The organism is Chamaesiphon sp. (assembly GCF_041737865.1).
Classification (GTDB): Bacteria; Cyanobacteriota; Cyanobacteriia; order Cyanobacteriales; family Chamaesiphonaceae; genus Chamaesiphon.
Genome location: NZ_JBGSQZ010000242.1, coordinates 1 through 13,321, shown reverse-complemented (window position 1 = coordinate 13,321; position 13,321 = coordinate 1). Strand labels below are relative to the sequence as shown.

At 44.5% G+C, this 13,321-nt stretch carries 12 protein-coding genes and 1 tRNA gene; 6 read left to right on the top strand and 7 right to left on the bottom strand.

What is annotated here, in order from left to right; all coding sequences use genetic code 11:
- Positions 1–131 precede the first annotated feature (131 nt).
- Together ACEW9J_RS18480 and cas12k are read left to right on the top strand one after the other, a co-directional pair.
- Positions 132–605: a hypothetical protein gene (locus tag ACEW9J_RS18480; protein WP_373546565.1), complete on the top strand. Its 474-nt coding sequence runs from the start codon at positions 132–134 to the stop codon at positions 603–605.
- Between the two features lie 47 nt (positions 606–652).
- Positions 653–2,806: a type V CRISPR-associated protein Cas12k gene (cas12k, locus tag ACEW9J_RS18475; protein ID WP_373546564.1), complete on the top strand. Its 2,154-nt coding sequence runs from the start codon at positions 653–655 to the stop codon at positions 2,804–2,806.
- Between the two features lie 924 nt (positions 2,807–3,730).
- Here cas12k and ACEW9J_RS18470 read toward each other — a convergent pair.
- Positions 3,731–3,802 (bottom strand) — tRNA-Gly (locus ACEW9J_RS18470).
- Positions 3,803–3,962: 160 nt separating this feature from the next.
- Between ACEW9J_RS18470 and ACEW9J_RS18465 the strand changes: the two genes are divergently transcribed.
- On the top strand, positions 3,963–4,793 hold the full coding sequence (locus ACEW9J_RS18465) for a glycerophosphodiester phosphodiesterase (protein WP_373546563.1): 831 nt from the start codon (positions 3,963–3,965) through the stop codon (positions 4,791–4,793).
- 398 nt (positions 4,794–5,191) lie between these two features.
- On the opposite strand, the gene ACEW9J_RS18460 is transcribed toward ACEW9J_RS18465, so the two are convergent.
- The 4 genes from ACEW9J_RS18460 to ACEW9J_RS18445 form a co-directional block, all read right to left on the bottom strand.
- On the bottom strand, positions 5,192–7,111 hold the full coding sequence (locus ACEW9J_RS18460) for a prolyl oligopeptidase family serine peptidase (protein WP_373546562.1): 1,920 nt from the start codon (positions 7,109–7,111) through the stop codon (positions 5,192–5,194).
- Positions 7,112–7,252: 141 nt separating this feature from the next.
- Entirely contained in the window at positions 7,253–7,462 is a 210-nt protein-coding gene (locus ACEW9J_RS18455; RefSeq protein WP_373546568.1) for a family 10 glycosylhydrolase, read from the bottom strand.
- 36 nt (positions 7,463–7,498) lie between these two features.
- A complete protein-coding gene (locus tag ACEW9J_RS18450) occupies positions 7,499–7,648 on the bottom strand; it encodes a hypothetical protein (protein ID WP_373546561.1) in 150 nt (49 codons plus the stop codon).
- Positions 7,645–8,118: a redox protein gene (locus tag ACEW9J_RS18445; RefSeq protein ID WP_373546560.1), complete on the bottom strand. Its 474-nt coding sequence runs from the start codon at positions 8,116–8,118 to the stop codon at positions 7,645–7,647. The genes ACEW9J_RS18450 and ACEW9J_RS18445 overlap by 4 nt, the downstream gene beginning before the upstream one ends.
- A 451-nt stretch (positions 8,119–8,569) precedes the next feature.
- On the opposite strand from ACEW9J_RS18445, the gene ACEW9J_RS18440 reads away from it, so the two are divergent.
- Positions 8,570–9,937, top strand: coding sequence for a tetratricopeptide repeat protein (locus ACEW9J_RS18440; RefSeq protein WP_373546559.1), 1,368 nt, complete (start codon positions 8,570–8,572; stop codon positions 9,935–9,937).
- Between the two features lie 133 nt (positions 9,938–10,070).
- Here the strand turns inward: ACEW9J_RS18440 and ACEW9J_RS18435 are convergent, their stop codons facing one another.
- Both ACEW9J_RS18435 and ACEW9J_RS18430 read right to left on the bottom strand, forming a co-directional pair.
- A complete protein-coding gene (locus ACEW9J_RS18435) occupies positions 10,071–11,051 on the bottom strand; it encodes an RNA polymerase sigma factor, RpoD/SigA family (RefSeq protein WP_373546558.1) in 981 nt (326 codons plus the stop codon).
- A gap of 350 nt (positions 11,052–11,401) precedes the next feature.
- Positions 11,402–12,634 carry a DUF445 domain-containing protein gene (locus ACEW9J_RS18430; RefSeq protein WP_373546567.1) on the bottom strand — a complete coding sequence of 411 codons (1,233 nt, stop codon included), beginning with the start codon at positions 12,632–12,634 and terminating at the stop codon, positions 11,402–11,404.
- A 180-nt stretch (positions 12,635–12,814) separates the two neighbouring features.
- Between ACEW9J_RS18430 and ACEW9J_RS18425 the strand changes: the two genes are divergently transcribed.
- Together ACEW9J_RS18425 and ACEW9J_RS18420 are read left to right on the top strand one after the other, a co-directional pair.
- Positions 12,815–12,943: a hypothetical protein gene (locus ACEW9J_RS18425; RefSeq protein ID WP_373546557.1), complete on the top strand. Its 129-nt coding sequence runs from the start codon at positions 12,815–12,817 to the stop codon at positions 12,941–12,943.
- Positions 12,944–12,955: 12 nt separating this feature from the next.
- Positions 12,956–13,204 (top strand): HAD hydrolase-like protein, encoded by a 249-nt coding sequence (locus tag ACEW9J_RS18420; protein WP_373546566.1) that lies wholly within the window; start codon positions 12,956–12,958, stop codon positions 13,202–13,204.
- Positions 13,205–13,321: the final 117 nt, after the last annotated feature.

Sequence of the window (13,321 nt, the reverse complement as noted above, 5' to 3'; positions counted from 1 at the left end):
AAAGCCAACTAATTGGCTAGTTTTTAATAGTAATTAGCTAAGATCCCAATCCGAGCAATGAAATACAACAAATACGTGAGGAAGTATGAAGCGATCGAAACCCATGTGGAGTATAGGATCTAAATTTCCGGATGGGTCTATTACAAGTAACCCGAAGACAGGGTGCAATTTATAAAACTCTCAATGCTCTACTACGCAAGCAAGGTGCAATTGACTTTCTCTCAGGAGAAATTATCCGAGATGTCAAAGTGTTTGATGGAGAGATTGAGTCTCATCATGTGTTTCCAGAGGCTTGGTGCAAACAGCAGGGAATTCCAGCCACTCGGTACAATTGCTTGCTAAATCGGACTCCACTCAAAAAAGATACAAATCGGTTTATCGGTTCTCAACCGCCATCAGTGTATCTAGCGCGATTGGTAGAGGAGCAGGGTATTTCTAAACAGCGATTGAATGAGATTCTGCGATCGCACTATATCGAGCCGAAAACATTGTGGAGTGATGATTTCGATGCTTTTCTAGATTCGCGAATGGGAGATTTATCACTATTAATTGAGGAGATGATGGGCATCATGTTATCGAGGGGAAACCTGGTTGGAATGAAATAGAAGTTTAGACCCTGTAATTGTCCTACCGAAAGTCAAGTGAGGAGATTATGAGCATCATCACCGTCCGTTGCCGTTTAGTTGCTGGAGTCAAACAGCAGATTAATAAAAAAAGCATTGAAAATTCCAGTGCAGAAGAGCAAATTTTACTACAAAATCTCTTAGATGAAAATAAAGACGAGGATGCAAAAGTCAAAGCAAAAATAAAAAAGAATACGTTTATAACTCTAGCTGAATCTAGTGAAGATGTTCGCCAACAACTTTGGCATTTTTTTCTGACAAGTTCCTCGTTGACAGATAAATTACTCGATCGACTATCCCAACACCCAAACTTTCAAACTTGGCTGCAACAAGGCAATCTGCCTGATGATGAACTTAAAGCTTGTTGGCTGGAACTCAAAACTAGCCCTTTGTACGATGAAAAACTGCCAGGAAGATTTTTCTCTTCAGTCCAATCGATGGTTAAGATTATCTATGCTAGCTGGCTAGCACTGCATCAGCAAAAGCAGCGCAGGTTTGACGGTTTAAATCGATTAACAGAAATAGTCTATAGCGATGAAGCTCTACTCGAAATGTGCGATTTAACCTTCGCACAACTACAAGAAAATGCAGAATCGATGCTTTCTGAAATAGACAAAGAGATCGCCAATTCTGAGAAACTACTATCGAGAATTAATCTATTATTCACGAAACACGCAGAGCTTCCAGAAGAAGATATCACTAGTCGTTCGGCGATCGCTTATCTAATTAGACATGGTTGTAAGATCGAACCTAAAATCGAATCGACTGAAAAGTTCAAAAAATGGTTTAGAACTAAGCGAAAGGAAGCACGGAGATTAGAAAAACAACTGGCAGGTCATTTTCCTAGAGGAAGAGATGTCCAAGATAAAACCCTCAAAAGCTGTTTAGAAAACATAAACAGAGATGATTTTGCTGACGATCTAGAATACATGTTATGGCATAATCCGATTTCTCGAAATGCACCGCCGCTTCCACACCCGATCGAGTTTAATACTAATACAGATCTCCGCTGGTTCAAGCTCTATCGTAAGCAGTATAAATGCAAACGTACAGCCACAGGGAAATCGATCGATTCTATAGAATTAACTCAGCGATTATTCGTTGAGTTCAACGGATTAACCAAAGGAACTAATTATGTTTTTGAAGTTTATTGCGATCGTCGTCAGTTACCTCTGTTTCAACATTTTTTCAAGGATTATCAATTGAATTTAAAACCTAACAAGCAAGATAATAAGCAACAAGAGACGTATTCATCAGGTCTATTTATTCTCCGCTCTGCCCACCTTCTATGGGAACGGCAGGAATTTCAAGATCGCTATCGCCATAAGAGTCTAACAACTCAGACTGCAAATGAACCCTGGAATACTCACCAACTATATCTTCACTGTGCGATCGAAACTGACTTATTAACCGCTGAAGGTACGAGTAAAATTCAACAGCAGAAAATTCAAAAAGCTAATAACACAATTGCCAAACAATCAACAAATGATAATCCGAATGTCAAGGAACAACAAAGTCTCAAGAAAAATCAAACCTCTCTGGCTGCACTCACAAGATCCTTGCCCAGACCTAACAGCCCGATCGCGCAGGTTAATCCTCAGATTATAGTTGGTTTAATCTTCGATCCGGTTAAGCCAATTTATCTGGCTGTGGTCGATGTAATCACAGGGAAAACTGTTGCCTATCGTAGTACGAGACAACTATTGGGGAAGAAATACCTAAAACTCAGCGAATATCGTTTGAAACAGCAGCACAATAGCCGTCATCGCCGAAAACAGAACCAAAAAGGACAGTTTCGTCAACTTACCGAATCGACTCAAGGAGAACATTTAGATCGACTCTTGGCAAAAGCCATAATTAAAGTTGCTCAAGAGTTCAAAGCAGCCAGTATTGCCTTACCACCCGTAAATAATCGCATTGAAAAAATTCAAAGCGAATTAGAAGCCTATGCGGAGGAAGAAATCCCCGAAGATATTGGAACTCAACAGGAACTCACTCGCAAAACATCAGTAGCGATCCACAAATGGAGCTACAACCGCCTCTCAGGAAATATTAGAAGTAATGCTGCCAAGCTCAATATCGCTGTCGAAATGGGAGCTTTACCGTCCCGTGGTACTCTAGCCGAACAAGCTACAGCGATCGCCATGAGTGCTTATAATTCCAGACAGCACAGCAATAGATAATCGACCTGGATCTAGATCGTAAATTTGCTACAATATATTTGCGCCTCTATCGATGCTCCATGAGCCGCTCGATCGAGAAAAATGGGTGAGTTTGCCGTCTAACGGTGCTGCTTTCCGACCCTGGCATTCTGTCCGCCCTTTGTGCTGCTTCTCTTGGACTTGCGAAAGCTTGTTGGTGAGAGGGAAAAGTCATAATCTAAAGTCTCATCTTTTTACTATGACATAGGTGGCGCACCCACGCAACAAGGGTTCAGCTTTTATTTTATAGAAGTAGAGACTTTCCTCTAGCGACAGTGCCGAAGCGATCCCGTGCGAGGGATATCTACCTAAATTTTGCTACTTGACAAACCTATAGCGAGGTCAAAAACACTAGAAGGTCTGCCAAATGCTTAAATCTCATATACAGCCTTGGTTTTCTTGTTTGGCTAACAGATATTTTTGAAGTTCGAGAGAGACAAATGCACTACTCGCGACAGCTTTGCCAAATGCTGTCCCACAAACTTTGATTACCAAGCGCGTTTGAGATCGTTGGAGTTGCAACACTCCTTCTGACTAAAGGTAGTTTGAAAGGCTTTTGCACGTTCTGGAGTTGCCACGCACCTTTTGACCAAAGGTATAGCTATTGTTAGGTTATTTAGTCGCAGAACTCAGGTTCAATGTGAATTTTTAGGTAGGTTGAGAGGAATGTCACCTTCCCAATCTTTGAAAGATTACGACTGAAGATATTAATAATTATCTGAAATAAATTATTTTGTGGCAGAAGCTAATTAAAACTGAAATTTGACTGCGATCGAGTCGGTCAGATTTACATCAAAAAACAACAATCCGCTCTTAGTATGGGTTTAGAGCGGATTTTGGACATTAACTATGTAAAACTGACAAATATCGATGAAATGTACAAATGTACAATCATAGATACTTATAAGCGGGAGATGGGACTCGAACCCACGACGTTCACCTTGGGAAGGTGACATTCTACCACTGAATTACTCCCGCAATCTGCATTAATATTAACATAAAACCCGCTCGATCGTCTACAACTATTTTGGGCAGATTTACTGATGATTTATTACAATTGGAGTAGTTTGCTTTGTTGGCGTAGCCACTGAGGATCGGCATCACAATTATAACAAGACATCAGCATTAACTAATTGTTATGAATCAACTGCATCGGATCTCGTTGGCGCAGCCACTGAAAATCAGCATCATTGCTCATCGAGGTAGAACGGCTACAGTTAAATCTGAGAACACAATTGAAGCTTTTCAAAAAGCGATCGAGATCGGCATTCCACAAATTGAGTTCGATCTACGAATGTCTCAAGATGGATATATAATTAGTTATCACGATCGGTCTATTTTACCCAGTGGCTGCAACTCAAGCGATCGGCTGGAGATTAAAGATCTTCGATATCACGAACTTCAATTAATTGCTAGAAATAAAGGCTTTGAAATTCCTTTGTTTGAAGATATTCTCAAGCTGTGTAGCGATCGGATCGTGTTGGATATCGAAATCAAAGAAGAAGGCTATGAAGAGCAAATCATTGCACTGACAACTCAATATTTAAAATATTCCAATTTTGTACTCAAGTCATTCAATGATGGCTCTGTTCGGAAAATCAAAGATTTAGACCCACAGATTAAGGTTGGGTTATTACTCGGCAAAGTTACTGGTAGGTTTCCTTTGCTCAGTATTTTAGCTCAGTTTTTCCCTGAATATAGAATCTTTAAAACTGGAGCAGATTTTGTCGCACCACATTTTAGATTGTTAAGATTTGGATTTTTGTGGCGGATGAAGTTATTAAAAAAAGAAGTTTATATTTGGACGGTTAATGATAAGTGGCGGTTGGCTAAGTTGATGAAGAGTAAATATATCTCAGCGATAATTACTGACGAGCCAGAATTGGCGTTACAAGTTCTCGATTCTCTCCAGCCGACGCGGAGCATCACCGATGGAGAATCGAAATTGCTAAATAACGTGGATGATTAGTGATACAGCACTTCCGGCTGTCACGAGGTACACTTTTTTATCCTTAGCCTACTTGCTGAATAGCTTTCATGAACTAGGCTGTACCTCATATACTTGGCACGGTCAAAGCTTGCGCTTTTGATAAAAACACGATCTATCGATAATGTCCCCATACCCGACAGCCCACACCCCACACCCTAACCTCAAATTATGACCGTGCAAAGTATAGCTGCCGGAAGTGCTGTAAGCCTAGATCCAGGGTACCGATAAAGGGCACCCTTACAGATAACTTGTGTAGGGGTGCCCTGTCTTGTCGTTTTTTTATGCGGGGGAACCCCCGCATAAAAACGCCGCTTTATGGGTACCCACGGGTTGTAGGTAGCAATTTGGGTGATTTATACATTGCTGCTGGAGGTAATTTAGCCGATAATTTCGATCGGTTCGATGTCTTCTGCTGGCTCGAAGCCGAAGATCTGAGCATAAAAATAGAATTCACCAGTCAGAGCGCGTTTGATATTTGCGGCTTGACGGAAACCATGTTGCTCAGTGGGGAACGTGACATAAGCAACGCGGATACCTTTAGCTTTGAGTGCGGCTACCATCATTTCGGCTTGATTTGGCGGTACGACTTTATCTTCCAATCCTTGGAAGAAAGCGATCGGACAAGACAATCGATCGGTAAAATACAGGGGCGATCGATCGTGATAGATATTCGCACTAGCTGGATATGGTGCAACTAATCGATCGAGATACCGCGATTCAAATTTGTGAGTATCTTTGGCTAGTGCGGCTAAATCGCTCACCCCATAATAACTCGCACCCGCTTTGAAAGTATTCCCAAATGTTAACGCGGCTAAGGTAGTATAACCTCCCGCGCTACCTCCAGAAATCGCCAATCGATCGACATCGGCTAAACCCTGTGCTACCAAATAAAGTGCCGCATTGGTGCAGTCATCGACATCGACAATCCCCCAATTACCATCAAGGCGGTGCTGATACGCTCTCCCATAACCCGTACTCCCACCATAATTGACATCTACTACCGCAAAACCGCGACTCGTCCAATATTGGGTTTTGAGGCTGAGTTGGTTGGAAGTAGCGGCGGTAGGACCACCATGACTTTTGACTAGGAGTGGGGGTTTCTCGCCTGGATCTGCTTGGTAATCCTGGTTGGTAGGTGGATAATAGAACGCATAAGCTGTACCCTCAGTAGTCGGAAACTCGATCGACTGTGGTCTCGACAGATAGCCAGGATCGATACTTAGTTTGTTAGACCTTTGGAGGACTTGGCGGGATTCTGTCAGGAGATCGATCGAAATTATTTCATTAGTCTGAGTAGCTGAAGCCGCACAGCAGACGACTAAATTACCAGCCGCGCGCACACTGGATATATCGGTATAAGGCACATTCAGAGGTGTAAAGTGCCCACTGAGGGTATTAATCACCGCGAGATACCAGACACCACCTTGACTATAGGTGCAGACAATCCGATGCTTGCCAACTAGTGCATAGGTAGACATCCCAAATACCCATTGTGGCAGCCCAAATTCAGCCGCCAACTCACAGACAGGCGTAACCGTCCCATTATTCCAGCGATAGAGATTGCCCCAGCCCGTGCGATCGCTGACAAAATATAAGGTATCATCTGAAGACCATTGGGGTTGAAAGATCGCTTCATTCGCACCACCCGCAATCAGTTTTAGTCCAGATAGAAAACCATCATTGACAGTAGCAATTTGAAGATTGGTACCATCCCAAGGTAGATTGGGATGATTCCAACTCAACCAGGCTAATTTAGTACCATCGGGACTCAATCTCGGCGCAGCATAAAAATCACAACCCCCCGCCAGAACGTACACATCATCGGGGTTCGTGAGATTGATACTGACGATCGTATTCAACGACTCGAAGTCTGCCGAATCATGCTCCTCCTGGACGCAAATCAATCGCTGATGAAGCGAATCGATCGTCAAATCGGCATATCTTTTAGTCTTATCGTGGGTAAGTTGACGAACTCGCTCCGGTGTCCGTAAATCCTGAACGTACAAACAATTATCGCCATTATGACTAAAATAAACTCGCTCATCGACGACTGTATAAGGTGCGCCGCCGTACTCATGCACGCGATTTCGGACATTATATTCCGGCGGCGTGATATCGGTAGTCTCACCATCGATGGTGCGCCTAACGATGACGCTGCGCCCTGCTTCTTGAGGGCGGGACTCCAACCAATAAATATCTGTCCCATCGAGGACAATAGAACTAAGTCCGATACTATCAGCCACGATTGCATCAGCAGTAATCGGCGATGTCCAGGAACCAAAGGGAGCTAGTTGCATTTTCGATCGATGTAGAGTGTAATAGCGATCGGCAAAGTAGTACCGATTAAAACTCGCCTACCAGGATTCTAACCGATCGAGTCCCCATTATCGATTATCAATCGCTGAAGATATCGATTAATTGCGCTTTGTTTCTACTCACTAATGTTGGCGATAGTTGTTGGTTGAAAAGAGTTTCATAAGATCGTAACCTAGTTCCACTGGGAAGGCAAAATGGTCGTCTAATTGAATCCCCGCTACAGGATATCGATCGACAACATCGGTAATCAGATCGACCATAAATTTGCGGACTCGATCGCAACTAGGATTTAACCAAGCATGAGGATCTTGCTGACGATTAGCACCTTGAATCCGTTGTATATTTCCATATATATCCAGACTAAGTAATCAATCTTGACGTGCGATCGCAGACTGTGGCGGTACCATCAATCCATACTCAAACCACGGAATTACTCGCATTTTCAATGGTTGAGCCAACTCAATTATTTCGGCTAATAAATCTCGCTCCATGAATGGACTGTGAGGATTATTTATCACCACTGAAAACCATGCAACTTTGGTAATGGTGCCGATGTCGATGTCACCTGCAATAAACGCGGAATCGTGCCGCTATTGTAGACGCGAAACTCACTTGCTACCGTAGCTTCTACGTCCCGTACCGCTTGATTCATCACCGTCGATCCATTTTTATCGGAAACAGACCGATGGAACGTTCCTCTGGGAATCCGCAAAATTTCGCGATCGGTCTCCAACCGCACAATATGATATGGATAATTCCAGGTAAAATTGACTAGATAAAATGTCCTTCCTCCCGATATCGCCAAGAGATTATCTTCCTGGTGCGGATGGAGATAAAACTGCCAGTAACCTCGATCGCTATCGGGGGGGCTGATGGCAGGACCTTGATGGACTACCAAGTCACGAACATTGGACTCAGGGACAGTAATATCAAAGAACCGGACACTCGGCGTATCGCGAAACTTTTTATAGCTCACCATTTCAAACATAGTCGTACCTCACACAAATAATGCCGATTTACTTATGAGCGTCGCACATCCAATTTTGTCAAACCGTTAACTATGGACATTTCACCCATCTACTCCCCATTTTAAGACATTAAATTGGCGATTTACAGGAAAAATAGTCGATCGACGATCGCGAATTGTTACAGTAGGTGCTGGCGATGGTTGCAGTTCGTTCGCGTAGCGTGAGCTTTGCTCGATCGGCTCTAGCCCAATGGGAACGAGGACTACACTCCTGTCGTCAAGTTAAGTATCCAAAAATAATGTCTGTGCAGCTCTCCTCGGAGCCGAACTCTTTGGCGGAGCCTTTCCCCTGGAGCATCGGTTTTTAGTTCGCGCAAGCTGTCTGCTTGCTGCAACGCACAACTGGGTGAAGGATACACATCAGCGCGATTGCAACTATCAACTATCAACTATCAACTGTCAACTAACATACATGAATAGATCGATCGCCGCTATATTGGGAATTGTGACTATTGCGCTAGTTCAACCTGCAACAATAGCTGCCGAGGTGAATGGTGGTCAAGCTGCGGCAGCAAAGAAATATTTCGCGGCTGGAGTAAGTAAGTATAAAAGTGGGGACAATCAGGGTGCGCTCGCCGATTACAATCGGGCGATCCAGCTCAATCCTCGCTACGCGCTGGCATACGTCAACCGTGGGGTAATCCGTTCAGCATTGAGAGATCCCAGAGGGGCGATCGCGGATTTCGATCGGGCGATCGAGATCGATCCCAACTATGCCCAAGCCTACAATAATCGCGGCGCGGCGAGATATGAAGTCGGTGATAAACGCGGTGCGATCGGTGATTACGATCGGGCGATCGCGATTTCACCCCGATTTGCAGCAGCTTTCTACAATCGCGGTGCTACCCGCTATGAATTGAGCGATCGCCGAGGTGCTTTAGACGACTACAATCGGGCAATTGAGATCGATCCTGAGTACAGTGCGGCTTATTACAGTCGCGGCGTAGTTCGTGCTGACTTGGGTGACAAGCGCGGTGCAATCGATGACTATACTCGGGCGATCGCGCTCGATCCTGAGTATGCTAGTGCTTATTACAATCGCGGTGCGATTGAGTCGGAATTAGGCAATCGTCAGGTGGCGACATCCGACTATGAGCAATCGGTATTGCTCGATCCTCAGTACGCCCAAAAAGACTATCGGGTTTCCATTACTTACTATAGTCCCACCATCATCTATAGCCCGTATTATATCGGCGGTTACTATCGGAGTGGGGCGGTTGTTTACTACAACACCGGAATTTTTTACGATCCGTTCTATGGGGGCACATACCGCAATCGACCTCAGATTATCAACATTTATAATAGCCCGATCATCCAAGTCGCTCCCAGCCATCAGCGTCGCGGTGACGGCTCACCACGCACGATTATCATCAGGGAGCGGACTATTAATAAAGCCACAAATGGCATCAATCCTACACCCGTTGGTACTTTCTCCCCCCGCCAAAACGATCGCCAAGTAACCATCACCAATCCAGTCAGTCCTCGACCCATTACCATCCCACGGGAGCGTCGCGATCGCCAAGTAACCATTACCAATCCAGTCAATCCTCGACCCATTACCACGCCATTCGAGCGTCGCGATCGCCAACTGACCATCACTCAGCCCACGATCGATACTGTGCCATCAGAGCATCGCTCCCGTCGCGAACGACCAGAAATCGATCGTCAACCAGTTTTCGATCGCCCTATGCCATCACAACCATTCCGCTCAGAACGCGGACGCCAGGAATCTGCGCCGAATATCCCAGAGTCAGATCGCCATCGCTCCAGACAGCGATAAATGTTGGTGAGATCGGATCTAACACTAAGTTGTTTGCTGATAAGAGATCCCCGACTTCTCGAAGAAGTCGGGGATTTAGCCGCAATGGTTGCAATCTAAAAATTTGGAAGATCGATCTAAATTCTCACAGCCGCTAACTCGCCACATAGTCGCGGAAACTACTATGACGGCGGCGAAAGTGCGATAGAGCTTGATGCTCCAGTTGACGCACCCGTTCGCGACTGAGATTGAGGATTTCGCCTACCTTTGCCAGCGATAGCTCTGCACCACCTTCCAAACCAAATCGCAAATTAATCACATCTCGTTGTTGACGAGTCAGTTCTTCGAGAGTGGATTGGAGTTCTTGGCGGAGTGATTCTTGAGCTGTGAATTTTTCTGGGGAGATCCCACCGTCTTCGAGCAGCTCCGAGAGTTCGGTATCCTGACGCTCGCCAACTTTGACATCGAGCGAGATGGGTTGACGAGAAATATTGAGATAATCTCGAATCTGCGCGGGTTCGAGTCCCAGGGCGATGGCGATTTCGATCGATGTCGCACTCCGTCCTAGTTGTTGGGACAGCTCCCGTTGGGTTTTTTTAATTTTGTTGAGTTTTTCGGTAATATGGATCGGCAACCGGATCGATCGACCTTGTTGAGCAATCGCGCGGGTGATGGCTTGACGAATCCACCAGTAGGCATAAGTAGAGAACTTGTAGCCGCGACTGGGATCGAATTTTTCCACTCCCCGTTCCAATCCCAGCGAACCTTCTTGAATCAGATCGAGAAATTCCAGGTTGCGCTTTTGATATTTTTTGGCAATCGCTACCACTAACCGGAGGTTGGCTTCGATCATTTTGTGCTTGGCTTGATGTCCCAAGCGCAATAGTCGAGCGAGTTCGGTCTCTGTGAGTGTCGATTTACTCGCCCATTCTGTTTGAGTCGGCGGACGATTTAAGGTCTGTTCTAGGCTGTCTTTGATGCCTTGTAGGAGCATCATTTGCTGCACTTGCTTACCGTAGCAAATCTCTTGCTCGTGGGTGAGTAGTGGAACGCGACCGATTTCATGCAGATAGGTCCGCACCATATCGCCTGTAGATCTATGTTGAGCGATCGTTTGAGTTTTTACACTAGGCATGAGTTGCTATTTAACTCCCTTTACAAGTGGCTGGCAAAACTTTTTCTACACTACTATTAGTTCATCTTCACATCCGGCGGCTTGATTTCCGAACGCGATCTAAATCCGAGCGCGTTCGTGTAGTTCTGGCTCTACTGCACGACATGAATCGATTTAGTGGTAGATATGTAATCTCGGCAAGATTTGAGCTGGGGTTTACTCCGGTGCCTTGGGAATTTAGACGTAGATCCGTGGATTAAAGTTCTCCAGTATCTAGAAACATAGCAGTTTGACAGTTCTGAAAGGTTAATTAATCATTAAATTTGCTATCTGCTGTTAAACAAGGTATATCTATCTGACTCATAAATTACTCAATTTTGAAACCACAGAAAGCCTGTCTGTAGTAAACCTACGATAAAACCCAGGACGCCACCGAGATTGACAATACCCTGAAGTTCGCTTTTGACAATGCCTTGAATGCCAGCTTCTAGCTCGGCGGGGGAAGTAGCTTTAACCCGATCGATAATTACTTGGTCGATATTTAAAATCGGGATGACTTGAGCGACAATTTGTTCGAGATCGCGTTCGAGATAGCGATCGATAATGATGGCTAATTCAGAACTAACAACATTTAAAGATGATGTCAAAATTGTCGAATTGCGGAGCCGACTAATCACAACATTAGCAATACCATCCCAATCTGCCGAATCTGTCAATCCTTGAATTAATTCGATGCCTTTACTCTGCGTGTAGCTGCGAACACTGGCACTGATGGTTTTTCTAAGTTGTTTGACTGTAGAGACAGGTAAATTTTGGAGCGAAAGATCGCGTAATAATTCTTGAATGCGGTTGCGAATATTTAGAGCGGTAATTAGTTGAGAAATAATTTGATTGGCTTTTTCGCGATCGTCCAAGCAGAAAGTTCGCAGCCGACTAAGCGCATTTTTGATCCCAAATACATTGGCAACTACCCAATAAGTCCCGCTGCTCTGTTCGCGCAATCTTTCATCGATTACTTGAATATTGCGATCGGTCAAAAAATCGATCAGGGTCAACCGCAATACTTCTGGTGGTAAAATTACAGTAGTCAACCACTCAGCCAATTGAGCCGCTTGTCCTTCCGTCAGCTCAAATTCCAGAATCAATCGATCGAAGATTTGATTGATTTGTGGCTCTAAAAAGTCCGGCTTACGCGCCAAAACTCTCAGCCAACGGGGAAAGGATTCACCCAATAAATCTTTGAGAATATTTGCGAGTAATTTAACCGTTTTTTGTTCCTTATCGGCTTGAATCTGCTCTAAAGCTAGTTGGAGTAGCCAACTAATCGCAGCTTGCACGCGTTCTACCTCCAGCAATCGCTTGGCAATCTTTTGCAGCTCTACCGGAGTCAGCAAAGAACCCATAATCGTATCAGATATCCGCGTCGCCAATCGCTCCTGATTGCTGGGAATCAATCCAGGCGTAAACGGAAGCTGATATTTACCGATATATTTCGCCGTATAGGGACGAAACAACATTTTGATGGCGACATCGTTGGTAAAATAGCCAACAACAGCACCAGCAAGCGGGGGAGTTAAGTAGAGCCACAGTTGGGACAGGGACAAGGTATTCTCAAAGGTGTAGTCTAGGTTTATTTTCCAATTATACCCATCAGGTCGATTAGTTGCGTATAAATATCCACGTACCCGTTGGCGGTTATCCACATCAGGGTAGATAGTGTTTCCAATTATGCAGGATTCGGTAAATGCGATCGGTTGGAAAGTTGTTTCGAGTAGTTTAACCCGATGATTAAGTCAGTTCTTTTCGATTTAGATGGCACATTGCTCGACAGGGATACCTCGATCGAACAATTCATTTGGGCACAATATGACAGACTTATCGATCGATTGAGTTATATTCCCAAATGCGACTAGACTACCAGATTCATTGAGCTAGACTGTCGCGGGCATGTTTGGAAGGACAAGGTTTATCAAACCCTAGTTAGAGAATTTGAAATTAGCGGCATAAGTTGGGCGGAGTTGCTGGATGACTACAAGACACAGTTCCAGTTTCATTGTGTGCCATTTCCTTGTGCGATCGAGATGCTAACCACATTAAAACAACAAGGCTACTTGTTGGGCATCATCACAAATGGGCGGGGCAAGTTCCAGGGGAGCATAACACTTTTGCGATGAGTATTTATACTCATTGAGAGGAGATCGATACTTAGAGGATAATTAAAGCGATCAACAATGGCCAAAAAATAATGACTCCAGAACAAACAAGAAAACTGAAAGAATACTCTAGAGCAA